Annotated in this window: 21 protein-coding genes; 7 read left to right on the top strand and 14 right to left on the bottom strand. The window is 72.9% G+C overall.

Annotated elements, in window-relative coordinates:
• The 5 genes from ABD841_RS31540 to ABD841_RS31520 form a co-directional block, all read left to right on the top strand.
• The coding region (locus ABD841_RS31540; RefSeq protein ID WP_344979401.1) for a hypothetical protein at nucleotides 1-567 on the top strand (567 nt) is incomplete at its 5' end.
• 290 nt (nucleotides 568-857) lie between these two features.
• Entirely contained in the window at nucleotides 858-1,451 is a 594-nt protein-coding gene (locus ABD841_RS31535) for a hypothetical protein (RefSeq protein ID WP_344979399.1), read from the top strand.
• A 419-nt stretch (nucleotides 1,452-1,870) separates the two neighbouring features.
• Nucleotides 1,871-2,641, top strand: a complete 771-nt coding sequence (locus tag ABD841_RS31530) for a VTT domain-containing protein (protein WP_344979397.1) — start codon at nucleotides 1,871-1,873, stop codon at nucleotides 2,639-2,641.
• Between the two features lie 264 nt (nucleotides 2,642-2,905).
• A complete protein-coding gene (locus tag ABD841_RS31525) occupies nucleotides 2,906-3,559 on the top strand; it encodes a TetR/AcrR family transcriptional regulator (protein ID WP_344979396.1) in 654 nt (217 codons plus the stop codon).
• A 230-nt stretch (nucleotides 3,560-3,789) separates the two neighbouring features.
• Nucleotides 3,790-6,663 (top strand): ATP-binding protein, encoded by a 2,874-nt coding sequence (locus ABD841_RS31520; RefSeq protein ID WP_344979394.1) that lies wholly within the window; start codon nucleotides 3,790-3,792, stop codon nucleotides 6,661-6,663.
• Between the two features lie 285 nt (nucleotides 6,664-6,948).
• Here ABD841_RS31520 and ABD841_RS31515 read toward each other — a convergent pair whose 3' ends face one another.
• The 4 genes from ABD841_RS31515 to ABD841_RS31500 all read right to left on the bottom strand — a co-directional run bounded on the left by ABD841_RS31515 (nucleotide 6,949) and on the right by ABD841_RS31500 (nucleotide 13,367).
• A complete protein-coding gene (locus tag ABD841_RS31515) occupies nucleotides 6,949-7,194 on the bottom strand; it encodes a hypothetical protein (RefSeq protein WP_344979392.1) in 246 nt (81 codons plus the stop codon).
• Between the two features lie 80 nt (nucleotides 7,195-7,274).
• A complete protein-coding gene (locus ABD841_RS31510) occupies nucleotides 7,275-7,568 on the bottom strand; it encodes a hypothetical protein (RefSeq protein WP_344979390.1) in 294 nt (97 codons plus the stop codon).
• 55 nt (nucleotides 7,569-7,623) lie between these two features.
• The gene (locus ABD841_RS31505) at nucleotides 7,624-9,822 is read right to left on the bottom strand and encodes a peptidase domain-containing ABC transporter (RefSeq protein ID WP_344979388.1); all 2,199 of its coding nucleotides are present in this window, start codon (nucleotides 9,820-9,822) and stop codon (nucleotides 7,624-7,626) included.
• 173 nt (nucleotides 9,823-9,995) lie between these two features.
• Nucleotides 9,996-13,367 carry a type 2 lanthipeptide synthetase LanM family protein gene (locus ABD841_RS31500; RefSeq protein ID WP_344979386.1) on the bottom strand — a complete coding sequence of 1,124 codons (3,372 nt, stop codon included), beginning with the start codon at nucleotides 13,365-13,367 and terminating at the stop codon, nucleotides 9,996-9,998.
• A 385-nt stretch (nucleotides 13,368-13,752) separates the two neighbouring features.
• Here ABD841_RS31500 and ABD841_RS31495 point away from each other — a divergent pair, with 385 nt between their 5' ends.
• The gene (locus ABD841_RS31495; protein ID WP_344979384.1) at nucleotides 13,753-14,376 is read left to right on the top strand and encodes a mycothiol-dependent nitroreductase Rv2466c family protein; all 624 of its coding nucleotides are present in this window, start codon (nucleotides 13,753-13,755) and stop codon (nucleotides 14,374-14,376) included.
• Nucleotides 14,377-14,427: 51 nt separating this feature from the next.
• On the opposite strand, the gene ABD841_RS31490 is transcribed toward ABD841_RS31495, so the two are convergent.
• The 8 genes from ABD841_RS31490 to ABD841_RS31455 all read right to left on the bottom strand — a co-directional run bounded on the left by ABD841_RS31490 (nucleotide 14,428) and on the right by ABD841_RS31455 (nucleotide 23,336).
• The gene (locus ABD841_RS31490) at nucleotides 14,428-15,141 is read right to left on the bottom strand and encodes a class I SAM-dependent methyltransferase (RefSeq protein ID WP_344979382.1); all 714 of its coding nucleotides are present in this window, start codon (nucleotides 15,139-15,141) and stop codon (nucleotides 14,428-14,430) included.
• Nucleotides 15,142-15,153: 12 nt separating this feature from the next.
• Nucleotides 15,154-16,326, bottom strand: a complete 1,173-nt coding sequence (locus ABD841_RS31485; protein ID WP_344979380.1) for a DegT/DnrJ/EryC1/StrS family aminotransferase — start codon at nucleotides 16,324-16,326, stop codon at nucleotides 15,154-15,156.
• 151 nt (nucleotides 16,327-16,477) lie between these two features.
• The gene (locus ABD841_RS31480; protein ID WP_344979403.1) at nucleotides 16,478-17,809 is read right to left on the bottom strand and encodes a cytochrome P450 family protein; all 1,332 of its coding nucleotides are present in this window, start codon (nucleotides 17,807-17,809) and stop codon (nucleotides 16,478-16,480) included.
• 77 nt (nucleotides 17,810-17,886) lie between these two features.
• Complete coding sequence (locus ABD841_RS31475) at nucleotides 17,887-19,170, bottom strand: activator-dependent family glycosyltransferase (protein WP_344979378.1); 1,284 nt, start codon at nucleotides 19,168-19,170, stop codon at nucleotides 17,887-17,889.
• Between the two features lie 130 nt (nucleotides 19,171-19,300).
• Nucleotides 19,301-19,909, bottom strand: coding sequence for a dTDP-4-dehydrorhamnose 3,5-epimerase family protein (locus tag ABD841_RS31470; RefSeq protein WP_344979376.1), 609 nt, complete (start codon nucleotides 19,907-19,909; stop codon nucleotides 19,301-19,303).
• A gap of 50 nt (nucleotides 19,910-19,959) precedes the next feature.
• Nucleotides 19,960-21,171 (bottom strand): methyltransferase domain-containing protein, encoded by a 1,212-nt coding sequence (locus ABD841_RS31465; RefSeq protein ID WP_344979374.1) that lies wholly within the window; start codon nucleotides 21,169-21,171, stop codon nucleotides 19,960-19,962.
• A 282-nt stretch (nucleotides 21,172-21,453) separates the two neighbouring features.
• Nucleotides 21,454-22,257 (bottom strand): ABC transporter permease, encoded by an 804-nt coding sequence (locus ABD841_RS31460; RefSeq protein WP_425582072.1) that lies wholly within the window; start codon nucleotides 22,255-22,257, stop codon nucleotides 21,454-21,456.
• A 113-nt stretch (nucleotides 22,258-22,370) separates the two neighbouring features.
• Nucleotides 22,371-23,336: an ATP-binding cassette domain-containing protein gene (locus tag ABD841_RS31455; protein ID WP_344979370.1), complete on the bottom strand. Its 966-nt coding sequence runs from the start codon at nucleotides 23,334-23,336 to the stop codon at nucleotides 22,371-22,373.
• A gap of 110 nt (nucleotides 23,337-23,446) precedes the next feature.
• Here ABD841_RS31455 and ABD841_RS31450 point away from each other — a divergent pair, with 110 nt between their 5' ends.
• On the top strand, nucleotides 23,447-24,025 hold the full coding sequence (locus tag ABD841_RS31450; protein ID WP_344979368.1) for a TetR/AcrR family transcriptional regulator: 579 nt from the start codon (nucleotides 23,447-23,449) through the stop codon (nucleotides 24,023-24,025).
• 79 nt (nucleotides 24,026-24,104) lie between these two features.
• Here ABD841_RS31450 and ABD841_RS31445 read toward each other — a convergent pair whose 3' ends face one another.
• Nucleotides 24,105-25,406 (bottom strand): activator-dependent family glycosyltransferase, encoded by a 1,302-nt coding sequence (locus ABD841_RS31445; RefSeq protein ID WP_344979366.1) that lies wholly within the window; start codon nucleotides 25,404-25,406, stop codon nucleotides 24,105-24,107.
• Between the two features lie 25 nt (nucleotides 25,407-25,431).
• Entirely contained in the window at nucleotides 25,432-26,733 is a 1,302-nt protein-coding gene (locus ABD841_RS31440) for an activator-dependent family glycosyltransferase (protein ID WP_344979364.1), read from the bottom strand.
• Nucleotides 26,734-26,919 lie beyond the last annotated feature (186 nt).

The raw sequence follows: 26,919 nt of genomic DNA, 5'->3' as shown, positions 1-26,919 counted from the left end.
GCCCCCGCCGCGGCCTCGGCCGCCCCGGCGTCGCCGACGGCCGGGGGCTCCACGGCGTCGGGGACCAAGGTCTTCTCCTTCCGCGGGATGAACCTGAAGATCCCCACCGGCTGGAAGGTGCACTACGAGGGAGATGTGTACCGCGGCAGGGACTGGATCCTGGTGGCGACCGGCGCGTGCGCCAAGCCCGAGTTCCTCGCGCCGAACTGCAAGGGATTCTGGGTGCTCGGCCCGAAGGCGATCGCCGGGGATCCGCAGACCGGCACGCCCTACACCGGCAAGTATTCCTTCTCCCCCACCCTCGATCAGCCGTACTGCCCCTTCGACAAGAGAGACCTCTGGTTGTCCGAGGGCAAGCCCACCAAGGGCCTGCGCCAGGTCGGGCCCGGCCACACGGCGAAGTACGCCTCTTGGCCCGCCTCCTGCGTGTCGCAGGACGGCAGCGAACGACGGACCGCCAAATTCGCCCAGCGGGAGTGGTTCCTGCCCACGTCGAAGATCCTGGTGGTGGACTACTGGAACACCCCGAGCCTGCCGAACATACTGAAGAACGCCACCTGGAGCTGATCGCGGATCGCGCGCCGGGCGGGGGCGCCAGGCACACCGGGCCGGAACGGCGGGCGAAACGGCTCTGGCGCCGCGTCGTTCTCCGGCACGGCGACGTCGCCTCGTCCGGGCGGGTCGCGATCCTGCCCGACCCGCCCACGGGAAGCGTGCCAGACCGAAGGAGATCCCCGGCCGGGAAGCCGCCCGCGTCCGGGAGGGTGGCGAGCGCAGGCGGGACGACCGGCGCCAAGAGCGACTCACCAGTGTCTTCCAGTGATCGACAAGTAGGGGCCCGTACCTTACCCGGCGTGATGAAACGATCTTCTTTCCTCGCCGCCCTCACCGCCGCCGCCGTGCTCGCCGCCCCCGCCGCGGCCTCGGCCGCCCCGGCGTCGCCGACGGCCGGGGGCTCCACGGGCTCGACGGCGTCGGGGGCCAAGGTCTTCTCCTTCCGCGGGATGAACCTGAAACTCCCCACCAGCTGGCGGGTGTACCGCAGCGGAGACTGGAACCTCGTGACGACCCGCTCGTGCCCCGAGCCCTACTACCCCGCACAGAGATGCGAGGGATTCTGGGTGCTCGGCCCGGAGGCGATCGCCGACGGCTTGCCCAGCGGCAAGAATCCGTTCCTTCCCGGTTTCGCACAGCCGAACTGCCCCTACAACTACGTCAAGGACTTCTGGTTCTTCGAGGGCAAGCCCAAGAGGGGCCTGCGCCAGATCGGGCCCGGCCACAAGGCGAAGTACGCCGCCTGGCCCGCCTACTGCGCTCCGTCACACGAAAAGTGGCGGAGCATCGAATTCACCCAGCGGGAGTGGTTCCTGCCCACGTCGAAGATCCTGGTGGTGGACTACTGGGACATCCCGGGCCTGGCGACCGTGCTCAAGAACGCCACCTGGAGCTGACCACGAACCGCGCGCCGGGCGGGGACGACTTCTCTCAGCCTTCGCTTGGCGTCTTCGGCCGACTGGAACGGCCTCGCGCAGTCGACATGGTGAAGGATCAGCCGGAACTCGAAGCACGGCGTGGACAGGCCGAGTCCGACCGAGCCACGCCGCGCTTCACGCAGCAGCGAAAAGCCCGTCGTTGACGATCGGAACGGCGCCGTAACGGCCGGCCAGGTATCTCCGCTCCCGGTTCTCGTCCCGACACGGTTTGAAGCCGGACAGCGAGAACAGTTCCGTCAGTCGCCAACGCCGGGAGAGGCGGACAGCGGACGACCGATCGCGGCCTCATCCGTCTTGACCGTTGAGCGCGGCGTTTTCGCAGGTCGATCCCGCCCCGGCCACCATGCCCGCGGGACGACCGGGCGTAGGGTCGTCGTATGGCCCCACCGCTGCCGGGCCCGCTGGCCCACCTGGCACCGCTGCTGGACCAGTACGGCTACCTGACCGTCGGCGCACTGATCTTCGTGGAGGACTTCGGCGTCCCCGCTCCGGGGGAGGCGATCCTCATCGCCGCCTCGGTCTACGCGGGGGCCGGGCAGCTGAACGTCGCCGCCGTCATGGTGACCGCGGTGCTGGCCGCCGTCGCCGGGGACAACGTCGGCTACCTGATCGGCCGCACCGGCGGCCGGGCCTTCGTCCACCGGTGGGGCCGCTATGTCCTGCTGACCCCGGAGCGCTTCCACACGGCCGAGAGGTTCTTCGCCCGGCACGGCGGCAAGGTCGTCGTCGTCGCCCGCTTCGTCGAAGGGCTGCGCCAGGCCAACGGCATCATCGCGGGCACCGGCGGCATGCCCTGGCGTCGCTTCCTGATGTTCAACAGCCTCGGCGCCGTCCTGTGGGCGGGCGTGTGGACGATCCTGGGATACACGGCGGGCGCCCACATCGGCGCGGTCTACGACGAGATCGCCCGCTACCACGTCTACGTGCTCATCGCTCTGGGCGCTCTGGCCGTCGCGTTCCTCGTCCGGAGCCTGCTGCGGCACCGTCGCGGCGGCCGGCCGAGCCACCCGGCACCGGAACCGGAACCGGCGTCGAACCGCCCCACGTCGGAACCGAGCCGCCCGGCACCCGAGCAGGGCCGTCTCACGCCCGAGCCGAGCCGTCCGATGCCGGAGCAGGGCCGTCCGACGCCGGATGTGGAGCCGTGACCTCGACCGGGACCGTTCCATACCACAGATTGCGGGCTTAGTTCACTTTTCCGCCTCCCAAAGTTGATCGTTTTTTGATTGGATGCATGTACAGTCAATGCCTGTCGCCGATGACTGCCTGATTTCGTGCACCATGTCAGGAAAGAAGATTCATGATCGGACCCCCCGCTACCAGGCACCCCGCCGGGCGCCGCACGCGAGAATGGACGCAGGGCGGCCACCGCCTCGTACGAGCCATGACGCGAGCCAGTGAGGTGGGGAAGGGTGTCGCCACGATCAGCGCGGGCCAACGAAGCGATGCGCGAGCAGTCGATGGAGAGGATCCTCGCCGCCGCTCTGGAGGTCTTCAGCGAGAAGGGCTACCACAACGCCACGATCTCCGACATCACCAGCAGAGCCGGGGTCTCCCGGGGCCTGATCACCTACTACTTCCCGGGCAAGCAGAATCTCGTGGACAAGCTTCTGGACCGTTATATCAGCAGCGTGACCAGCATCCTCGACGTGACGGGCACGCCGGACGAGCGGCTGGCGGCCGCCATCGACGGCGTTCTGCACACCGTCGCCCAGTCCCTGCCCGTGCAGCAGATGACGCTCAGCCTGGTGATCAACCCCTCCACGCACGGCCTCTTCGCGGAGGCGGAGGCCAGGCAGGAGGCCGGGGTGCGCCGCCTGGAGGACGGGCTGCGCGAGCTGTTCGCGGCCCGCGGCGCGGCCGACCCGGCCCTGGAAGAGGTGATGCTCCGCAGCGTCATGGAGGGCGTCATCTTCAAAGCCGCCGTCTACCGCGACCAGTACCCCCTGGAGCGCGTCCGCCGCCGCCTGTACGAGATGTACGAGCTGCCCGCCCCGAAGACGGCACTGATCCAGGACGACCCGCCGCCGGTCGGCCGCATGCGCGCCGCCCGGCCCGACGAGTAACCCGCCTCCGCTCTCCGCGTGGCGGGACGTCACCCCCTCTTCCCTCACGCATGGAGAACCGAGCGATGGACGTGCGCGTATTCACGGCCCGGCCGGACCGACCACGCGAACCCGCCACGGATCGGACGGGCGGGGCACCCGACGTCCCGCCGGACCGGCCACGCCAACCCGCCACGGGCCGGACGTCCGACGTCCCGCCTGGCCGCGCACACGGACCGGCCGCGGATGGGGTGCCCGACGTCCCGCCGGACCGGCCACGCGAACCGGTCACGGGCCGGACGGGCACGACACCCGACGTCCTGCCTGGCCGCGGCGCCGAACTGGCTGACCTGGCCGAGCTGTTGAGGCCGGCGACCGGAACGGGCGAGCCGGCCTGCGTGGTGGTGAGCGGGGAACCCGGCATCGGCAAGTCCCGGCTGCTCTCCGCGTTCGCGGCCGTCGCGGCGTCCGGCGGCGTCCCGGTGCTCTCGGGCCGGGCCACGGAGATCGGGAACGGCACACCCTGGGCACTGGTCCTGGACGCCCTGGACCACGCCGGGGACCGGCCGGAGCTGGCCGCGTGCGCCGACCGGTTGCGCGCCGGGCTCGTCGCGAGCACTCCACCGGCCCGGGACGGCGGGCCGACCACCGGCGTGGAGCGGCACAGGGTCCACCGGCGGGCCCGCGCCCTGCTGGAGGCGCGGGCGCTGCCGTCCGGTCTGGTGCTCCTGCTCGACGACGTGCACCGGGCCGACGCGGCCTCCGCGGAACTGGTCGCCCATCTGGTGCGCCGCCCGCCCCGGGCGACCGTCACCGTCCTCACCACCCGCACCGGCCGCCTGCCGTCGCTGCTGGAACGATCGCTGGCGAGCTCTCCCGCCTCCGTGACGCGCATGTCCCTGGGGCCGCTGTCACAGCGGGACGCCGAATCGCTGGTGCCCGGGAAGCCGCCGGCCTACCGGCGCCGCCTGTACGAGCTCAGCGGGGGCAACCCCCTCTACCTGGAGATCCTGGGCCGGTTGCCCGAGCGCGCGGTCGACGAACTGCGCGACGGGCCCTGGTCCGGAGACGGCGGGCGGACGGGGCTCGACGTCCTGATCGCCCGCGAACTGGAGACGCTCGGCGCTCCGCTGACCGTGGTTCTCCAGGCCGCCTCCGTCACCGCCGACGCGCTCGATCCCACCCTGGTCGCGTCCGTCGCCGAGATGCCGGAGGACGACGTGCGGGCGGCGCTGGACGGGCTCGTGGCCCGGGACGTGCTGCGCGTCACCGACGGACGGTTCCGGTTCCGCCATCCCCTGGTCCGGGCCGCCGCGTACCAGATGGCCGGGCCGTCCTGGCGCGCCGCCGCCCACCGCCGCGCGGCCGACCACCTGGCCGGGCGGAACGCGCCGCTGTCGCTGCGCGCCCGGCACCTCGAACACGCGGTGCAGCCGGGCGACGTAACCGGGGCCGACCTGCTCGCCGCGGCCGCGCTGAACTCCGCGGACATCGCCCCGGCGACCGTCGCCCGCTGGCTGCGCGCCGCCCTGCGCGCGCTGCCCCACGACACCGGGACGGCCGAACGGCGGGCCGGGCTCCGGCTGGAGCTGGCCAGGGCGCTCGGGCTGTCGGGCCGGTTCAACGAGGCGCGGACGATCCTGCACGAGCTGGCCACCGGTGACGGCCCGCACCGGTACACCGCCCTGAAACGGCTGGGCGCCACCGAACGGGCACTGGGCCGGCTGCCCGAGGCCCGCGCCCTGCTCGGCTCCGAGCTGAGCAGGGCGACCGGCCCCGGCCCCGACGTGCGGAGCGCGCTGCTGGTGGAACTCGCCGCCGTCGACATGCTGCGGGGAGACTGGCACGGCGGGGCGGAACTGGCCGCCGAGGCGCTCCGGCTGGCCGGCCCCGGCGACCGGAGCGGGCGCGCGGTCGTCGCGATCACACTGCTGGCGTTGGCCGAGCTGTACCGGTGCCGGTTCGGCGAGGGCCGCGTCCTGCTGGCCGAGGCCCGCCGGCGCGCCGACGCGCTCACCGACCCGGAGCTCCGCGCCGACCTGGGGTTGATGCCGCCGCTGGCCTGGGCCGAGTTCCTGGTGGACGAGCACGGCGACGCGCTCCGCCACGTGGAGCGCGGGCTGCGGATCGCGCGCCGGTACGGGCACGACGACGTGGTGCCGCAGCTCTACGCGGTCCGGTCCGTCGTGCACGCCCGGCTCGGCCTGACGCTCCAGGCGCTGACCGACGCCGAGGACGGGGAGGAGGCCGCCCGGCGCCTCGACAGCGCGGAGACGCGTGCCTTCGTCCGGGCGGTCAAGTCCCGGCCGCTGCTGTGGCGGGAGGGCCCCGCCGTGGCCCTCGCACCGGCGACGGCCCCGCGTGATCGGCACGGCCTGCGCTCGGTGTGGTGGCGGAACATCGCCGACCACACTGTGGCGGAGGTGCGCCTCCTCGCCGGTGACCCGGCCGGGTGCCGGGAGCTGCTGGCGGCGCGGCTCGGCTCCGGCCCGGAAGGGCTGGGCCCCTACGCCCCCTCGGTGTACGCGCTGCGCTCGCAGGCCGAGGTCGCCTGCGGTGACCTGGACGGCGGCTGGGAGTGGTACGTGCGGGCGGCGGCGGTCGCGGAGCGGGGAGCGCCCCGGGCCCAGCTGGGCTCCGTGGCCATGGCCAGGGCGGTCATCGCGCGGGCTCGCGGTGATCACTCGGTCGCGGCGGCCGCGGCACGGTACGCGGTGGACTGCTTCGCCGCGGAGACGCTCCCGATCGGCGAGGGCCTGGCGCGGATGATCCTCGCCGACCTCACCGCGAGACTCGGCGACACCCACGCCGCGCAACGCCAGCTCGGCGGTGCCAGGGAGCTGTTCTCCCGGTGCGGCGCCCCCTGGCTGGCGCACCAGGCCGGACGCGAACAGCGCCGGGCCGGTGCCCGGAGGACCCGCGGTCCCGGGCGGGCGGCGGAGCTGTCCGGCCGGGAACAGGAGATCGCCGGGCTCGCCGCGGAGGGGCTGACGAACCGGCAGATCGCGGAGCGGCTCTTCCTCAGCCCCCGGACGGTGGAGACCCACCTCGCCCGGGTGTTCCGGAAACTCGGCGTGAACACGAGGACCGCGCTGGCGTACCGGATGTCCGAGGCCCTGGCGTGAACGTGCCCCGGCCGGACCGTGTGGCGACACCCGGCCGCCGCCACACGGTCCACCCGCAAGCCGCCATCGGAGCGATCATCAGCCGGGGCCGGGCGGGCACCGCGCCACCGGGCAGGCGGACCGGGCCGGTCCGGGCCCTGTCACCCGGCTGATCCGGCCCTGTCACCCGGCCGGACCGGCCCTGTCACCGGGCGGGACCGGCCCGCACCGCCGCCTTCCGGCGGACGGTCTCCGCGTGCGGCCCGGAAAGCGATCGCCGGATCCCGCCGGGCGAGATCCGGCGCGTCACGCGCAGCCGAGTGTGATGGCCCAGCAGGTGGTGTGACCCGTCCACTCCCAGCACCCCACGTAGCTGGTGAGGCCGTTGCAGCAGCCGAGGCTCGCCAGCTTCTCGGTGCTCAGCACGAGGTCGCCACCCGCGACCTTCTCCAGCCCCAGGTCGATGGAGCCGGCGGGGTGGGCCACGTCGTCGGCGGAGGCGGCCCGGCCGGCCGGATCCTTCCAGAGACGGACGATCTCATCGTTGGACATGACTGTTCCCTTCCATGGTCGTTGAAGCCGCCGCGCTCTCCCACCGGTCCCGGTGGGAGGCCGGCCGGGACCGGAGACGGTCAGGGGTTGACGGGGTGGAAAATGGTGTCGGGGACCTGGGTGGGCGGCTTGCAGCAGCCGATGGTCCCCGGGGCCATGCAGGTGCCCGCCCAGGCCGAGCTCTGGCAGGCCGGCCAGCAACTGATCGCCTCGGTGACGATGGGGATGGCGCACGGCACGGAGGTGAAGTCGGCTCCTCCGGCCAGGGTCGCCAGGTCGAAGCTCATCTCGCCGGAGGGGTGGGACACGCCGTCCCGGCGGAAGTCGGGGTCCTTCCAGGCCCTGGCCAGTTCGTGGTTGTTCTCGATCGACATGACGGATTTCCTCCTGGGGGGTGTTTCCACTGCGCGCGGCGGGGACGCCGCGCCGTCAAGGGAGAGCCGGGCCGACGGGCAGCGCCGGGGCGACGGGCAGCGCCGGTTCGGGCGCCATCGCCTGGCCGAACAGCTCTCGGTAGGGGCCGGGCCGGTTGACCAGCTCGTTGTGGTCACCGCGCGCCACGATCCGGCCCTGCTCCATGACCACGATCTCGTGGGCGTTCAGCACGGCGCTGAGCCGGTGCGAGATGACGATCCTGGTCACCCGCAGCGCCGACAGCGCCGCGTCGACGCGCCGCTCGGTCTCGGGGTCGAGATGGCTCGTCGCCTCGTCCAGGATGAGCAGCCGGGGCCGGTGGACCAGCGCGCGGGCCAGTGCCACCCGCTGGCGTTGCCCGGCCGAGAGGGAGGCCCCGCCTTCCCCGACCCTGGTCCGGTAGCCCATGGGCAGCCTGAGCACGTCCTGGTGCAGCCCGGCCATGGTGGCGGCCTCGACGACGTCGTCCTCCGTGGCGTCCGGGCTGCCGAGCGTGATGTTGTCGCGGATCGTGCCGTTGAACAGGGACAGCTCCTGGAGCACGGCACCGCATCCCTGGCGCAGTTCGGCGAGGTCGAGCTCCTCGATGGCCACACCGTCGTGCATGACCGTTCCCGTCTCGGCCCGCAGCAGGCCGAGCACCAGCAGCGCCAGCGTGCTCTTGCCCGAGCCCGTGCGCCCGACGATGCCGAGCTTGGCCCCGGCGGGCACGTCGAGGGAGACGTCGCGCAGCACCGGCGGCGTCTCCGGCGCGTACCGGAAGGTGATGTCGCGGGCCCGCACGGAGACGGGCAGCCGGCCGTCGAGCACCCGGTCGCCGCTGGGTTCGGGGGCCGAGTCGAGCACGTCGTAGATGCGCTCGATCTGGCCGCGCAGCATGGAGAGCAGCTGGACGATGCCCACGAAGCCCATCAGAGGCGAGAGCACGGACATGGCCAGCGTGTTCGCCGCGAGCATGGAGCCCAGCGACATCTGGCCGCCGAGCACCAGCCACACCCCGCACCACAGCAGCGCGAGCGGCGCGAGCAAGGAGAGGGCCGCCTGGCCGCCCTCGAACCAGGAGACGGCCCGGCCGCGGCGCAGCATGGCCGCCTGGTAGGCGTCGAACAGGTCGCGCCAGCGGCGCCGCGCCTGTCCCTCCACGCCGTTGGCCTTGACCGGGAGCACCGCCTGGAGCGCCTCGACCAGGTAGTTCTGCTCCTCGGCGCGGGCGGTCAGCTCCCGCTGGGAGAGTACGTTGACCCGGCGGTAGGAGCTGAGCATCAGGCCGACCTGCATGGCCGCGAGCACGGCGACGATCAGCATGTACCACGGGCTGAGGAAGGCCAGGGCCGTGACGTACCCGGACAGCATGATCGTGTCCAGGCACAGGGTCAGCGCGTGCTGGGTGACCGTCTCGCGGCCGGCCGACACGCTGCCGAGCCGCATCAGCAGGTCCCCCCTGCTGCGCTGGAGGAAGAAGTCGAGCGGCAACCGGAGCAGGTGGGTGACGAACCGCCCGACCAGCTGCTCGTCCGCCAGCGCCCGGAGCCTGAGCAGCATCCGGGACCGGAGCAACGTCAGCGCTCCCTGCATGACGGTGAGCCCGATGACCGCGGCGCCGAGCACCCCGAGCAGGTCGTGGCGTCCGTCGGGGATCAGGTGGTCGACGACCGTCTGGGTCGCCAGGGGCAGCGCCAGCCCGAGCGCCTGCAGGGCGCCGGCCAGGAGCAGGATGCCGAGGAGGATGCGGCGCCCGCCCGCCACGCCGACGAACTCGCGCAGGTACCGCAGGAGCACGTTCTGCCGCAGCGGGGTGCGGCGCCGGACGAACCCCTCATCGGGCGAGAGGTCGATCAGCACTCCGCTGTACTCCCCCGCGAACTCCTCGCGGGACAGGACGCGCCTGCCCCTGGCGGGGTCGACGACGTGCACCCGGTCCCGTCCGGCCCGTTCCAGCACGACGTAGTGGTTCTTGCCCCAGTGGACGATGACGGGGTGCGTGAGCGGCGCCGCCAGCGGGTCCCCGACACGCTCCGCGATGGCCCGCATCCCGTTCCGCCGGGCCGCGGCGACGATACCGACCGGTGAGACGCCGTCGCGTCCCGGCCCGAGCAACTCCCGGCATTCGGAGACGGACGTGTCCCGGCCGTGGTGGCTGAGCACCATGGCGAGGCACGCCGCCCCGCACTCGGTACCGGTCATCTGGAGGCGGACGGGAACACGGCGGCGCACGGCTTCTCCTCGCGGCGGGAAGGCGGGAAGGCGGGATGCGGAAACGGCGGGCGGGGTGGGCGAATCACCTGAGGGACCGGGCGGCCGCGGGCTGGGCGGGCGACCGGATCGACCGGTGGGCTGCGCGCTCCGGCGGGCCACGCCGCGTCCGGTACGGGTCGTCTGCGGGCGGATCAGCCGCGGGGCGGTTCGAGGAGCAGCACCGACGGCACCCGCTCCGGGAAGGCGTGGCGCAGCAGGCCGTACCCGATGCCGGCCAGCCCGCTCATCAGCCCGGGAGTGGGGACACCGGCCGGGGTGCCGCAGCGTGGACCGGCGACGAGCTGGTCCAGCACCAGGCCCAGGCGAAGGTCACGCTCCCGGGTCAGGTCCGTACGGCCCGCGGCGATCGCGGTGGTGAGCAGTTCGAGGTTGCCGAGCTCGCCGTGGCAGAGGCTGTGCCCGAGCTGGGTGGGCCGGGTGGCCGTGAACGATCCCAGCGCGAGGTCGAGGTCGGCCGCCAGTTCCCCGGCCCAGGAGGCGTGATCGTCGGCGGTGCCCCGGCGCAGCAGGTCGGCGCGGGCCAGCCCGATTCCGGGCGAGCCGTGGCACCACGCCTGCATGTGGGCGGGTGCCTCGTCGTCACCGGAGGGCGCTCCCGGCAGGTCCCGGTAGTCGGGCCAGTTGCCGATGCGCGCGTCGAACAGGCCGCGTTCGTAGGCGAAGGCGGCGCGGGCGGTCTCGGCGTACCGCGCCCGTGCCCCGGCGTCCCCGGACACCGCCGCCGCGCGCGCCAGCGCCCAGCCGATGCCGGCGGCGCCGTGGGAGAAACCCGTCAGGGGACGGAGGGCCGGTATCCCCACCTTCCAGGCGACGCCCTGCGGCTGCGGCCGGGCGGTCTCGACCAGGCGGTCCGCGCACGCGTCGACCGCCTGCCGGGCGAGGGGCAGCCCCGTCGCCTCGTGGACGGCCAGCAGCACGCCGACGGCGCCCGCGGCACCGCCGACGACGTCGAGCGTCTCGTCCTGCGGGATCGACGCGGTCGCCGAGGCGAGGAGCGGTTCGATCATGTCGAGCAGGCCGGGATCGTCCAGGTCACGCGCCAGATACGTCAGCGCGTACGCCAGGCCGCCGTACCCGTGGAAGGGCCCGCACGCGGTGGGGCCGCCGGGCGGCGCCGTCTCCAGGGCGTCGAGGATCCGTGGCAACGGCGCCAGGGAACGGCGGGCCGTGTCGGCGTAACGCTCCTCACCGGTGATGGACGCGGCTCGGGCGAGGAAGAGAGCGACCCCGGGTATGCCGTTGTAAAGGTCCATCCGCAGCGGGTTGACCACCCACTTCGTCTCCTGCAGCAGTTCCATGCCCAGCCAGTTCACCCGCGAGCCGCCGGTCAGCGCGGTGTCGACCAGCCGGTCGGCGATCTTCCGCACCGCGGCGACCACCCGCTCCGGGTCGGGCGCCGAGGCGGACACCGGCGCCCCGGCGGACGCCGGAGGAGCGGGAGTCGCCTGCGACCCGTCGTGACCGGCGACGACCGCCGCCTGGTCCGGGCGGGTCGCCATCGACGCCTTGATGATCCATTCCTGCCGGGCCAGGTCACGCTCCCCCATCGCGCCGATCTTCCCGATCACGTGGGTCAGGCTCTCGCGGTCCAGCACACCGGGTATCCGGACCCCACGCCCGTTCCACACGTCCCGGGTCGCCGGCCGGGTGGTGAACATGGGGATGTCCCCGCCCCACATCTCCTCCTGCTCCAGGCCCACCAGCCGACGGCGGACCGGGTCGTTCTCGGCGAGCACCCAGAGCAGGTCGAAGACCTGGTCGCGGTCGAGGGCGTCGCGCAACACGTCCGGATGGGTGGACTCCACCAGCAGCGTCCCGTAGATCCGGGTGGCCCTCATCACCACGCGGATCTCGTCGTCGGCGAAGCGCTCCAGCAGGCCGCCGGGCTCCACCAGTCCGGCGCGGTCGGCGGCGATGGCCTCGTACGCGGCCCGGAAACCGGTGATCAGCTCATCGGCGAAGTGGGCGGGGTTCACCATCCGGCCGTCGACGCTGAGGCGGTTCTGGCTGCCGGGGAAGGCGGCCTGCCGACGGACCAGGCGCATCTCGTCGGTCCCGGCGCGGGCCCAGTCGACGACCTTGAACGGCATCGTCTGCCCGGCGTCCGCTCCGACCCCGCCCATGTCGAGGGCCTCGCCGTCGTCGCTCCAGACCACGACGGGCAGCAGCCCGATGCGGGAGACGGATCCCGCCAGCGCGACGCCGGCCGGGTCCTCGTCCACCCAGTCCACGCCGGACGGACGCGGGACCTCCGGGTGGAAGATCGCCTCAAGGTCGATCAGAATCGGCTGGTCGCCGCCGGCGATGAGGTTCTCGTAGTGGAAGTCGACCCCGTCGAGCGCGTACAGCAGCGCCATCAGGGCGCCCTGGCGGCGGTAGAAGCGGCGGATGCCGTGGATGTCGGCCTCCGGGTCGTAGGCGGCGAACTCCACCCAGCCGTACCGGTCGCGGTCGACGACCGCGAGGGTGCGCAGGTCGTAGCCGGGCAGGCGCTCGTCCAGCCAGCGGACCATGTCGTTGGCGTGCGTGTGGATCGACAGCGGCCGGGGCTTGTACACCAGGCGCCTGCCGTCGGCGAACCGCAGCAGCCCCACCGACCGGCCCCCCTGGTGGGCGTCGCCGACGTTGCCGCCCATGTTCACCTCCACCAGGCGACCGGGATCCTCGCCGCCGAAGACCGAGGCGACGAGCTCGGCACGGTCCTCGGCCAGCCGGGCCAGCAGTTCGCGGTGCGTCTCGGCCGCCCGGTCGCACACCTGGGCGATCAGCCGTGCCAGGACCACGTACTCGGCCATCAGCGCGGTCAGCCCGTCTCGGGTGGAGAAGTGCTCGACGAAGGACCGGAAGCGCTCCTGCGGCGTGTCACCGTGGAGCCGGCCGGTGACGCGCAGCACGTTCAGTTCCAGGACCAGCGTGCGGGAGACCAGCTCGGTCAGATGCCCACCCAGCTGGTTCGCCAGCCGGTGGCCGAGCGCGGGCAGGTCGATCAGGTCGTCCAGCCCGTCGGCGCGTACGGCGGCGGCGAACCTGTCCACGGTGAAGCGCACGAACGGCGCGACGACCGCCGCGAAACCGGCCTGCCAGGTCAGCTCCCCGTCCGGTGGCGGGACCTGCTCCGCGGCGGGCATCGTGCGCAGCACCGCCTCGACCGTCGCGGCCCAGTCCGGGCGGGTCACCGTCTCGGCCGCCCGGTCGGCGAGGTCCCTCGGATCCTCCGCGAGCAGCGCGCGCAACCCGTCGGCGTCCAGTCCGCGCTCCGCCAGGAGTGCGGCGAACCGGTCGTTCTCCGCCAACCCGTGGGAGTTCCTCCAGCGCTCCAGCCTGCGCTGCGCCCGCTCCAGGCGTTCGTCCTCCCGTGGGCGCGCGGGCTGTCCGGACAGGCGGAGCCGCTCGGCCAGCGTGAGGCCCGCCGCCCACCAGCCGGACGCCAGTGCCGCCGTCCCGTCATGGGAGAGAACCGCTGAAGCGGGTGACTGCGCGTCGACAGGACCGGCATGGAGCATGACGATTCCTCACTGAGTGATCAGGCAGCGTGGGGGCTCCCCGACCGCGGCACCGGCTCCGGCCCGGGAACGGCAACAGCATGGAACGGCCGACGACGGGCAACATCCGTTGAACTACGTAGTCCCCTGAACTACGTAGTCGTTGAACCGGGCAATCGCCACGGCCACGCCGGCGGTCAGGGGCCGCGGGGGCGCCGGACGGGCCGCGAGGCCACCGAACGGCCGCGAGGTCACCGGACGGCCGCGAGGTCACCGGACGGGCCGTGGCAGATGTTCAAGACGGGTACGCGAGGCCGGGACTAGGCTTGTCACCGTCCATTCCGCGGGGATCGGACGGTGCGCTCCCGCGGACCGGTCCGAGTCGGGATCAGGAGCACATCAGACGATGACGGACAAGACGATCGCGGACTTCTGGTTCGATCCCTCCTGCCCGTACACCTGGGTCACGTCCCGGTGGATGGTGGAGGTGACGAAGGTCCGGCCGGTCGAGGTGCGCTGGCGCGTGATGAGCCTGTCGGTGCTCAACGAGGGCCGGGACGACGATCCGGAGGGCGACCCCGAGGGCTATCTGTGGGTGCCCGCGCGCATCTGCGCCGCCGTCCAGCAGGAGTACGGCTCCGAGAGGCTCGGCAGGCTCTACACCGCGATGTGGACGCACGGGCGCGACCGCGGCGCCGACGAGTGGCTCGCCCCGTTGCACGACGCGCTGGCCGCCGCCGACCTGCCGCCGGAGCTGGCCGAGGCCGGGCAGACGACGGACCACGACGACGTGCTGCGCGCCTCGCACGACGAGGGCATGGCCGCGATCGGCGGGCAGGGCGGCACCCCGGTGGTGGCCGTCACCGGCGCCCACGGCGGGCGGGTGGCCTTCTTCGGCCCCGTCATCTCCCGCGTCCCCCGGGGCGAGCAGGCCGGCCGGTTGTGGGACGGCACGCTGCTGGTGGCCGGCACGCCCGGCTTCCACGCGCTCAAGGGCCGCCCGCACGAGGAGCCGCAGCTCGACGGCTGACCGCTCACCGCTGTCGCCGCCCGACGAAGAGGCCGCGCCGCGACTGACCGCTCACCGCTGTCGCCGCCCGACGAAGAGGCCGCGCCGCGACTGCACCCCCTCGATGTACTCGGCGGAGCAGCCCGCGTCCAGGAGCGCCCGGCCGTACTGTTCCCGGGGCCACAGCCCGAAGACCTGCGTCTCGGTGAAGTGCCTGATGCCCCGCCGGTCCGCGACCACGTAGTGGCTGTCGACCCGGACGGCCTCGCCGTGCCGCTCGGCCCGCGAGACCCGCGACACGGTGCGCCCGTTCCCGCGCAGGACGTCGCCGGCGATGTGCCCCTCCAGGTAGGTCTCGGGGAAGTACCACGGTTCGACGAGCAGGACGCCGCCCGGCGCGAGATGGGCCGCCATGCGCGCGACGGCGGCCCGCATGTCCCGCGCGGACGGGAGGTACGCGACGGCGGCCGACAGGGAGATCACCGCGTCGAAGGTCCGCCCGAGGTCGAAGTCGCACATGTCGCCGGTGTGGATGTCGACGCCGGGCAGTTTGGCCCGGGCGACCGCGATCATCGGCTCGGACCGGTCGAGCCCCTCGACGTGGGGGAACGACGCGCGCAACGCCCTGAGGTGTTCCCCCGTGCCGCAGCCCACGTCGAGCAGCGAACCGGCGCGCGGGCTGCGGTCCCGGACGAGCCGGGTCACCAGCTCCGCCTCGCCGTGGAAGTCCTGGCCCCGCTCCCGGTACACCAGGTCGTACACCTCGGCGAGGTCACGGTCGAACACGGCCCCGGCCCGTCACCGCGTCCCCCCGCCGCCGTTCGCGGCGGCGCGGCCGCTCCGGTTCTCGACGGCCTTGAGGAGTTCGCCGACCACCGTCTCGACGTCCTCGTCGGTGAGTCCCTGGTGGACGGGGAGCAGGAGGGTGGTCTCGGCGGCCTCGTCCGTGTGGGGCAGGTGGCGGTCGGCCCGGTAGAGCGGAGTCCTGTGCAGGGGCGGGTAGCGGAACGTGGTGTAGATGCCGCGTTCCAGCAGGTCCTCGGCCACCTGGTCGCGGATGGCCGCGTCGAGCTGCACCCAGTAGAAGTAGTGGGAGCCGACGTGCCCGGCGGGCAGGGGCGGCGGCAGCCGGATGCCCTCGACGCCGGCCAGCATCCGGTCGTAGGTCCCGGCGATCGCGCGCCGCCGCGCCACGAAGCCGTCGAGCCGGCGGAGCTGCACGCTGCCGATCGCGGCCGTGATGTCGTTGCCGATGGTGCGGCGGCCGATCTCCTGGACCGCCAGCTCCCACCAGCGCCGCCGCATGTCGGCCATCGCGGTGAAGGAGCTGCGGTCCACCATGCCGTGGTAGGCCAGCCGGTGGGCCCGGCGCGCCAGCTCGGGGTCCCGGACGCGGATCACGCCGCCGTCGCCGGTGGTGATGATCTTCCGGGCGTCGAGGCTCCACACCCCGATGTCGCCGAACGTCCCGCACATCGTGCCGTCCACGCTGGAGGCGATGGAGCAGGCGGCGTCCTCGACCAGTGCCACACCGCGGTCCCGGCACAGCGCCGCGATGCCCGCGATCTCGCCGGGATGGCCGCCGTAGTGCAGCACGACCACCGCCTTCGTGCGCGGGGTCAGCGCGCGTTCGACGTCGGCGACCGTCGGGTTGAGCGTGTGGGGGTCGACGTCGCAGAAGACCGGCTGGGCGCCGGTGACCGCGACGGCGTTGGCGTTGGCCACGAAGTTCACCGAGGGCAGCACCACGTCGTCCGCGGGCCCGAGCTCCAGCAGCTCCATCGCCATGAACAGGCCCGAGGTGCACGAGTTGATGAAGAGCACGCCTTCGCGATCCACCTTGAGATGCGCGGCGAACTCCGTCTCGAACGTCTGGGTGCGCGGGCCGTATCCCAACCAGTTGCGGGAGAACACCTCGCGTATCGCTTCGAGTTCCTCTTCGCCGAGGCTCGGCTGGAAAACATTGATCATCTCGCACTCCGGGAACGGCGCTGGATCATTTCGCTCAACGTACTCACGCCCGGCAGAGAACCGGTGGTGGCCGAGGCCTCCCCCGGCGGGGCGGCGGGACGGGCCGTCCAGCGATCGTTGAGCCGGTTACGAGACCCCCTCGGGCCGCGCGTCATCGCGCGGCGGCCGGGAACCGCAGCACCCCGCGCGTCACCGGGGAGCGCGGGCGGCGGATCACGGGGCCGGTCCGGCGGATCCGCGGCAGCTCGGCCGCGATCGTGCTCACCGCGGCGGCGGCCAGCCGCCGCGCCAGGGGACCGGCCGGCCCGGTCAGCGGCCCGTCGGGCAGCGCGGGCCCGTCCGCGCCGGCCCGTCTGTCCAGGCTGAAGCGGTCCGGGTCGTCGTACACGGCCGGGTCGCGGCCGGCCGCCTCGGCCGCGACGACCAGTTCGTCGCCGGTCCGCACCGTCTGCCCGCCCAGTTCGACGTCCTCGTGGGCGAAGAGCCGGTGCAGGCGCACGGGCGGCGCGTACCGCGTCGTCTCCTCGATCGCCGCGGGGGCCCGCGCGGGGTCGTCCCGCAGCAGCGCCCATTCCTCCGGGTGGTCGAGCAGGGCGGACATGGCGTCGCAGATCAGATTCGCCGTCGTCTCGACGCCGGCGACGGCGAGCGACGCACACGCGGCGGCCGCGTCGTCCTCCGTCGCCCCCACCCGGGCGGCCGCACCCGCCAGCTCGCCGGCCAGGCCACCGGCCGCGCCGCCGCGGCCCGAGCGGACCAGCCCGTCGAGCAGCTCCCGCATCCCGGTGATCGCCTCGGCGAGCCGGCGGGCCGTCGCGAGCCGGGGCGGGCACAGGGTGGCGTCGAGGGCGCCGGCCGTGCCCGAGCAGAGCTCGCCGAAACGTTCGCCGTGGGACGCGGGCAGGCCCAGCAGCTCGCGGATCGCGGCCGTGGCCACCGGGCGGGCGACGTCCTCCCGCAGGTCGAAGCCGCCGTCGAGCGCGCGGAGCCGGTCCGCGCAGAGGTCCGCCGTGCGCCCGTGGACCCGGTCGAGGGCCGCGTCGTCGAGTACGGACCCGGTCAGCCGGCGCAGCCGCTCGTATCCGGGCCGGTCCGGGGTGAGGGAGACCTGGCCGAGCGGGAGGAGCTGCTCCAGTCTCGGCAGCTCGTACGGGAGGATCCGCTCCTCCTCGGCCCGCAGGTCGTCCGGTTCGAGCGGAGCCGCGTACTCCGGGCTCATGCGCGGGTCCCGCAGCGCGGCGGCGGCGGGCTCGTGGTGCGCGGTGACCCACGTCGCTGCGTGGCTGCGGTACAGGGGGCCCCGGGAGCGCATCCGCCGCCCGAGGTCGTGCGGGTCGTCGCTCGCCGCGCGGAGCAGCAGCGCGTAGGGGTCGCCCTTCACCCCCATGATCCACTGCATCCCGTGCATCAGGAGCAGCAGGTAGCTCAGTTCGCTGTCCGACATCCCGGTCGCCAGTGCCTTGCCCATCGAGCCGTCCACCATGCGGCCCACGCTACGGGCGGCTCCTCTAGCCTCCCTCGATCAGGACTGAAGCGGGGCGGCGGGAACGTCCCCGCCGATCACGCCGTGCCGTACGCGCGGTGCTCGGCGGTCAGCTTCCGGAGCACCGGCACGACCTCGCTCGGGGACGGCATGTCCCGGATCTCGGCGCGCAACCGGTCCGCGCCCGCGGCGAACGAGGGCTCGTCGAGCACCCGGACCAGCATCTCCCTCAGCCCGGCCGCCGTGAGCCGGTCGGGCTCCGCGTACAGGCCCGCCCCGGCGTCCCGTACCAGGCGGGCCTTGAGCGTCGTGTCCCACAGCCCGCTGGGCAGGACGATCTGCGGCACGCCGTGGGCGAGCACGGTCTGCATCGTGCCGAAGCCGCCCTGGTGGATGCTCGCCGCGCAGGTGGGGAGGAGTTCGTGCAGCGGCGCGAAGTCCACGGTCCTGACGTTGTCCGGCACCTCGGACACGGCGGCGAGCTGGGCGGCGTTCAGGGTGGCCACCACCTCGACGTCGAGGTCGGCCACGGCCTCCAGCAGCTCGGAGACGACGGCCCGCTCGCGGCCGGCCAGCTCCCGGCGGGACAGCCCCAGGGTGAGGCACACGCGGCGCTTCCGCGGCCGCTCCCGCAGCCACGCGGGAATCGTCGTGCCCCCGCTGTACGGCACGTGGCGGATCGGCACGTGGTGCAGCCCGGTCGGCAGCCGCATCGACGGCGGGACGGGGTCGATCGTCCACTGGCCGACGACCACGTCCTCGGTGAACGCGCAGCCGAAACGCGCCAGCTCCGGCTCCAGCCACTCCCGCATGGGGTCCTCGCGCAGCTCCGCCGGCCTGCGCGCCATGACCTCCCGGTGTTTCTCCCGCATCCTCCCGATCAGGTCCAGCCCGAACACCATCCGGGCGTGGGCCGCGCCGCACGCCTTGGCCGCCACCGGGCCGGCGAACACGAGCATGTCCCAGATCACCAGGTCGGGACGCCAGACGCGGGCGAAGTCCACGAGGTCGTCCACCAGGCCGCCGTAGGAGACGGGCGGGAACCCCAGGGTCGTCATCACGAGGGACACGCCGTGCACGAAGTCGTCGTCGAGACCGTCGTGGGAGAACTCCTCCATCCGCATCAGATCCCACGGGTTCAGCCTCTTGTCCGACTCCATGGGCATGGTGTTGATGGCGTCCTCCAGGTTGAGCGCCTCGCCGACCGGCACCACGGCGAGACCGGTCTCGGCGATCTCGTCCACGAGGTCGGGCTGGCTCGCGACGCACACCTCATGACCCGCCGACCGCAGCGCCCACGCCAGCGGGACGTGCGGATAGACGTGGGCTTTGACGGGGAGGGCCATGATCAGGACTCGCACGTGCATCACCTCGGATCCCACCGGAACGCGGCGCCACGACGTGGCGGAAAGGCGAGGCTGCCAGACCCCGCTCGCGAGGCCCTCGACGGATGGCCGAGCGGCCGCAATCCCTGCGCGAGGGCCCCGGACGTCAGGCCGGGGTGTAGAGCGCGCGCTCGATCCGCAGGCACTCGGCGTAGTCGGGAAGCGTGCCCTCCACCTCCATCTTGGCCAGCGTGGGCGCGTCCCGGTCCCGTTCGGACATGATCGGCTCGATGTCCCGGGGGATGGGCAGTTCGAGGGCGGGGTCCAGCACGGAGACGGCGAGCTCGTTCTCCTTCACGTACTCGCCGGACAGCATGTAGGACATCACCGTGTCGTCCTCCAGGGCGACGAAGGCGTGCGCCACACCGACCGGGAAGTACATCGCGCGGAACTCCTCCGTGTCCAGCACGGCGGAGTCGGAGCGCCCGAAGGTCGGCGAGCCGGCCCTGATGTCGATGACGATGTCGAGCGCCCTGCCCCGCGCGCAGTACACGTACTTGGCGACGCCGGGCGGGGTGAGCGTGAAGTGGGCGCCGCGCACCACGCCGCGCCGGGATCTGCTGTGGTTGGTCTGCGCCACCGGGAAGAGCCCGTGCCCCAGCGCCTCGCGGAGCGCCGTCTCCTGGAACGGGGACACGAAGATCCCCCGGTCGTCGGTGAAGATCTGCGGCCGGAACTCGAATGCGCCTTCGACGGCGAGCTTCCGCAACTGCATATCGTGTCCTTCGGATCGTGAGACTGCCTGCGGGAATCCGGGTCGCCGCCTCAGACGACGTGAACCTCGGGCACATAGAGGATCCACCGGCCGCCCGCCTCGCGGAAGGCGCGTTCCTTCTCCATGATCTCTTCGGCGTGGTTCCAGGCGAACAGCACGGCGTAGTCGGGGTAGGGATCGGCCAGCGCCTCGGGCGACCGCACCGGTATGTGGGATCCGGGCATCAGCCTGCCGTTCTTGGCCGGGGTCGCGTCGCACACGAACGAGACCAGGTCGGGGCCGATCCCGCAGAAGTTCGTCACCGTCGCGCTCTTGGCCGTCGCGCCGTAGCCCACGACCCGCTTCCCCTCGGCCCGCAGGCCGCGCAGCAGGTTCATGAGGTCGTCGCGGATGCGGTTCACGCTCGCCGCGAAGTCGGCGAAGTCCGAGGGAGCGGCCAGGCCCCGGTTCCGTTCGTCGGCGACCATCTCCGCCACCACCGGGGTGGGCTCGCGCCGGCCGGCCCGCGCGATCGTGTAGCGCAGCTCACCGCCGTGGACCGGCAGCCGCTCGACGTCGACCAGCTCGAACCCGAACCGGGCCGCCGCGTTCTGCACGGAGCGGACGGTGAAGAAGAAGAAGTGCTCGTCGTAGATCTGGTCGAAGGTGTTGCGCTGGAGGATGTCGCCCAGGTACGGATCCTCGAACACGAGCACCCCGTCCGGCGCCAGCAGCGCGTCCACGCCACGGAAGATCGAGCCGATGTAGGGGATGTGGCACATCGTGTTGGCCGCGTAGATGACGTCGGCCGTGCCGTCCCGGGCGACGATGTCGGCGGCCACGGACTCCTCGAAGAAGTCGACGCGCACCCGGACCCCCTGTGCCCGGGCCAGCTCGGCCACCCCGCCGGAGGGTTCCACGCCCAGGTGCCGGACGCCCGCCTTGCTGACCGTCTTGAGCATGACGCCGTCGTTGCACCCCACCTCGACGATGAACGGGTCCGGGCCGGTCAGGTGGGTGTCCAGGAGCCGCTGGGCGGTGTCCTCGAAGTGCCTGCGCATCCGGACCGATCCGGACGAGTGGTACGGGTACGCCTCGTGGAACATGCGGTCCCGGGCCACCTCGTCGATGAGCTGCGTCATCGTGCAGGACTCGCAGATGCCCACGGCGAGCCGGAAGAAGAACTCGTGCTCGACGCCCTGCGGGTCGAGGAACGCATCAGAGAGGGGCTGACGCCCGAAGTCGAAGAATTCGTGGACGGTACCGCCGCAGACACGACACATGAAATCTTCCTCGGACTCGTGGGAACTCCGCACCGGTCGCCGGTACGGCTCCGCGGGGTTCTGACGTGGGCTGACCGATCCGATGGTGGGCGCCGGCTCTTGAGCCGCTTTGGACCCTCGCTGGAGACGGGGGCGAGGGCCGCCCTTCAGCGGTTCTCGAAGCAGCCGCGAAACCCCGCTGGAGCACGAGGGCTCCGGCGGGGTTTGACGGCTCGGCCGGAGCACGGGGGCTCCGGCAGGGCATGGCGGTCCGGCCGGCGCGCGGCCACCCCCGCGGGAATCTCAGCGGTTGAGGCGGCGGTAGCGGCGGACCGACAGCGGGAGGAAGATCACGATGATCAGCAGGGGCCAGGCGATCGCGAGCTCCAGCGCGTGCTGGGCCGGCCACGACTGGCCGGCCAGCCCCGGGTTGCCGAACAGTTCGCGGCACGCCAGCACGACCGCCGACAGCGGGTTCCACTCGGCGACGACCTGCAACCAGCCGGGCATCAGCTGGGGCGAAACGAAGGTGTTGGCCAGCAGCGTCAGCGGGAACAGCGGCATCCACGCCGCCCCCGCCCCCTCCGGCGTGAGCCTGAGCCCCATGCAGATCCCCACCCAGATCAGCGCGAACCGCAGGAGCAGCAGCAGCCCGACCGCCGCCAGGGCCGGGCCGATCCCGTTGCGCACGCGCCAGCCGACCAGGAAGCCGCACAGCACCAGGATCACCAGGTCGAGCGTGGAGGTGAGCATGTCGGCGACGGCGCGTCCCATCAGCACGCCGAAGGAGGACGTCGGCATCGACCTGAAGCGGTCGGTGACCCCGCGGGCGGCGTTGAGCGAGACGGCGTACACGGTCGAGATCACGCCGAACACCATCGTCTGCCCGAACATGCCGGGCATGAGGAACTCGCGGTAGTCGCCGCCGCCGGCCACCGTCATCGCGCTGCCGAAGACGTAGCCGAACAGCATCACCATGACCAGCGGGAACAGCAGGGTGTTGAGGATCACGACCGGGTTGCGCACCCAGTGGATCAGCTCGCGCCCGGCCACGATCCGGGCGTCGGAGAACGCCCAGCGCAGCCGCTCGACGGGGGTGCGGGGCATCACCGGGGCGATGGACGTGCTCACGGGCGCACCATCCTCTTCTCGGGCCTCTTCTCGGGGGACGGGTGACTGCGCGGGAACCCGGGGCACCGCCGCTCCGGGCCGGGGGCCGCTCATGCCGCTTCCCGGCCGTCGTCGCCGGTGGCGCGGCCGGTCAGGCTGAGGAACACCTCGTCGAGCGTGGGGCGGCGCAGCGCGAGGTCCTCCACGGCCAGTCCCGCCTCGCGCAGTTCGCGCGCCGTCGCGGTCAGGGCCTCCAGCGGGTCCTTGACGGGGGCGGTGACGCGGGCGGCGTCGGGGTCGATCTCGGGATGCACGCCGGAGACACGGGCGATGATCTCCGTGACCGCGGGCAGGTCGGCGGCCTCACGCACCACCACGTCGATCTGGTCGTTGCCGATCATGGACTTCAGCCGGCTGGGCGTGTCGTCGGCGATCACCGCCCCGGCGTCGAGCACCGCGATCTGGTGGGCGAGCCGGTCGGCCTCGTCGAGGTACTGCGTGGTCAGCAGCACCGTGGTGCCCTGCGCGACCAGGTCGCGCACCGCCTTCCAGACCTCGGTGCGGCTGCGCGGATCCAGGCCGGTCGTGGGCTCGTCGAGGAACAGCACCCGCGGCGCCAGGATGAAGCTCGCCGCGAGGTCCAGCCGGCGGCGCATGCCCCCGGAGTAGTGCTTGGCCCGCTTGTCGGCCGCGCCGGTGAGCCCGAACCGCTCCAGCAGCTCGTCGGCGCGCTGCCGGGCCTCGCGCGGCCCGAGGCGGTACAGCCGCGCCCACATCCGCAGATTCTCCCGGCCGGTGAGGATCTCGTCGACCGCGGGCTGCTGGCCGGCCAGCCCGATCCGGTAGCGGACCTGCGCGGACTCGCGCACCACGTCGAACCCGGCGACGCGGGCGGCGCCGCCGTCCGGCAGCAGCAGGGTGCTCAGGATGCGCACGGCCGTCGTCTTGCCCGCGCCGTTGGGGCCGAGCAGCCCGCACACCGTGCCCTCGGGCACGGCCAGGTTGAACCCGGCCAGCGCGTGTGTGTCGCCGTACCGCTTGCGCAGTCCCTCGGCCTCGATCGCGAAAGTCGTCACGGAGTCCCCTCTTTCCATCGCCTCAGGACTTGAGAATATCAATGTTGGACATCAGTGTGTCAATAATAGCGACGATGTCTCACTCTGGGGCCTGTATGTACACTTCACCCATGAGAAACGAGTCTGGGGTGCGTGGCCGCACCCGCCGCGCGATCCTGGCGGCGGCCGCCTTCGTGCTCGCCCGCAACCGCTCCGCCACCTTGGCCGACATCGCCGAGGCCGCCGGGGTCGGGCGCAGCACGCTGCACCGCTACTTCTCCGACCGGGAGGAGCTGATCAACGCGGTCGTGGAGGACTCTCTGACGGTGATCAGCCAGTCGATCGACGAGGCGGCCCTCGACCAGGGGCCGCCGGCGGAGGCGATGCGCCGCCTGGTCGCCGCCATGCTGGACGTCGCCGACCGGCTGATGTTCCTGTGGGGGGACCCACGCGTGCTGGAGGCGTTCGAGAAACCCGCGTCGGACGAGGAGGGCGCCAAGCCGACCGCGCCGGTGCCGGACCTCATCGAGCGCGGCCAGGCCGAGGGGGTGTTCGATCCGGAGGTCAGCGCCGACTGGATCCAGAACGTGCTGTGGGCGGTCGTCTACACGGGCGTCGAGCAGGTCGACAAGGGCCTGATCCCGCGCCACGGCGTCTACGCCACGGTCGTCCGCACCTTCGAGAACGGCATCCGCCTCCGCGACTCCTGATCGCGGCGTCCCCTCCCCCGCTCTCCGGCACCACCGTGCGCCGGAGAGCGGCCGTCCCGGTCCGGCCGCCGGGCTCGGCTCAGCCGGTCCGGCGGCGGTGTTCGGCGGTCAGCCTCTCCAACCGCGGCACCGTGTCACTGGGGGCGGGCGTGCCCATCAGCTCGGCCTGGAGCCGGGCCGCGTTCCGCGCGAACGACGGCTCCTCCAGCACGCGCAGCAGCATGCCGCGCAGCTCGGCGGCGGTCGCGTGCTCGACGTCCGGCACCGCCAGCCCGATCCCGGCGTCGTGCACCTGAGCCGCCCTCATCGGGATGTCCCACAGCTCCCCCGGGAGCACGAGCTGCGGGATCCCGTGCGCGAACGCCGTGTGCAGCGTCCACACGTCCGACTGGTGGATGATGGCCGAGCAGCTCGGCAGCAGCTCGTTCAGGGGCACGGAGTCGACCAGCCGCACGTTGCCCGGCAGCTCCCGGGTCGCGCTCCGCAGCAGGGGGGTCGACGGCGCCACCACCTCGACGTCGAGGCCGTCGAGCGCCTCCAGCAGGGCGTCGACCGGCACCCGGTCCCCGCCCGTCACCTCCGGGTGCGGAAGGCTCAGGCTGAGGCACACGCGCCGGCGCTCCGGCGGCTCGCGCAACCACTTCGGGACGACGGACGGCCCGTTGTACGGGACGTGCCGCATCGGGACGTAGCGGATGCCGGTCGGGAGCTGTTGCGACGGCGGGACCGGGTCGATGGTCCACTGCCCCGTGACCACGTCCTCGCCGAACGCGCAGCCGTACCGCTCCAGCGCCGGGGCCAGCCACTCCTCCAGCGGGTCCTCGCGCCACTCCGGGGGTCGCCGCCCCATCGCCTCCAGGTACCGCCCGCGCATCAGGGCGACCATGTCGAGACCGTACAGCAGACGGGCGTGGGCGGCGCCGCAGGCCCTGGCCGCCACCGCGCCGGCGAAGACCAGCGGGTCCCAGAGCACCAGGTCCGGCCGCCAGTCGCGGGCGAAGTCGACGAGCTCCGCGATGGTGCTCGGCGGGCTGAAGGTCCGGAAGACGGTCGTGGTCATCACGGTGAGCACGCCGTGCATGAAGTCGTAGGTGAGCTTCTCCGGGCGGGTCTCCTCGATCCGCATCAGGTCCTCGGGGTCGGGAACGTCGGCGGCGATCCCCGCCCCCTCCCGCAGGCGCTCGCTGGCCGCGATGTTCTCGTCGGCCTCCAGGACCTCCCCGATCGGGACGGCGGTGAGGCCGGTACGCGTGATGTCGTCCACGAGGTTGGGCCGGTCGGCGAGGCAGACCTCGTGCCCGGCGGCCCGGAGCGCCCACGCCAGCGGGACGCGGTGGTGCCCCGGTGCCTTGGTCGGGGTTGTCACGAACAGGACGCGCACGTTGCCCTCCTCGAAGGCTCCACGCTCAGGCCCGCGGAGTGCGGTGCTCGGCGGTCAGTTTCTCCAGCGACGGCACGATGGCCCCGGGTGCCGGGGTGCCCAGCATCCGCGTGCGCAACGTGGCCGCGGACCGGGCGAAGGAGGGGTCGTCGAGGACCCGCACCAGCATGTCGCGCAGTTCGTGGGCCTGGAACCGCTCGATGTCGGGGACGTACAGCCCGGCGCCGGACGCCTGCAGCCGCTCCGCCTTGAGCATCGTGTCCCAGAGGTCGCCGGGGAGGAGCACCTGGGGGATCCCGTGCGAGAGCGCGGTCTGCATCGTGCCCGTGCCCCCCTGGTGGACGATCGCCGAGCAGCTCGGCAGCAGCTCGTTCAGCGGCACGAAGTCCACCACGCGCACGTTGTCCGGCACCCGGGAGACCCCCGCGAGCTGGTCGGCGTTCAACGTGGCCACCACCTCGGCGTCCAGGTCCGCCACCGCCTCCAGCAGATCGCTCATCGAGACCCGGTTCCCGCCCAGGACCTCGCGGTGCGACAACCCCAGCGTCAGGCAGACGCGTCGGCGCCCGGGCGGCTCGCGCAGCCACTCCGGGACCGTGGCCCGGCCGTTGTACGACACGTGGCGCACCGGGAGATAGTGGTGGTCCACCGCCAGGCGCATCCACGACGGGCCCGGGTCGACGGTCCACTGCCCCATGACCACGTCCTCGCCGAACGCGCAGCCGTACCGCTCCAGCACCGGGGCCAGCCACTCCTCCAGCGGGTCCTCGCGCAGTTCCGCGGGCCGGCGCCGCACCGCGTCCAGGTAGCGCTCGCGCATCCACCCGACCACGTCCAGGCCGTACATCAGCCGGGCGTGGGCCGCCCCGCACGCGCGGGCCGCGATCGCGCCGGCGAAACCCAGCGGATCCCAGATCACCAGGTCCGGCCGCCAGGCGCGGGCGAAGTCGACCAGGTCGTCGGTCGTGCGGCGCGGGGAGTGGTTCTTGAAGACGACCGTGGTGAGCACGGTGAACATCCCGTGCATGAAGTCGTAGGTCAGCCGCTCGGGGCGGCGTTCGTCGATCCTCATCAGCGGTTCCGGGTTCGGGGCGTCGCCCGCCGCCTCCCGCTCCGCCTGGTGCTCCCGGATCTCGGCCATCAGCGCCTCGGCGTCGAAGGACTCGCCGACCGGCACCGCGGTGAGGCCGGCGTGGGTGATGTCGTCCACCACGTCGGGGCTGGCGGCCACGCGCACCTCGTGGCCCGCGGCCCGCAGCGCCCACGCCAGCGGGACCCGCGGGTAGGCATGGGCCTTGAACGGAAGCGTCGTGATCAGGACGCGCACCGCATCCCCCTTCGCCGTCGGTGGCCCCGGACGGTCGCGGCCGACCGCGTCGGGCCTGGTCACAGGCTGGCAGGGGCCGCTCGCAGCCCGCTCGACGCGGACGGGCGGGCGAACCACCGGGTCTCAACCTGATTGCGAGGACCCCGGTCCGGCAGGAGGATAGGGTCCGGCGGAGGTCCGGCGACT

Source organism: Streptosporangium fragile (assembly GCF_039534445.1).
In the GTDB taxonomy this organism is placed as follows: domain Bacteria; phylum Actinomycetota; class Actinomycetes; order Streptosporangiales; family Streptosporangiaceae; genus Streptosporangium; species Streptosporangium fragile.
This window is presented reverse-complemented; position numbering and strand designations above follow the sequence as displayed.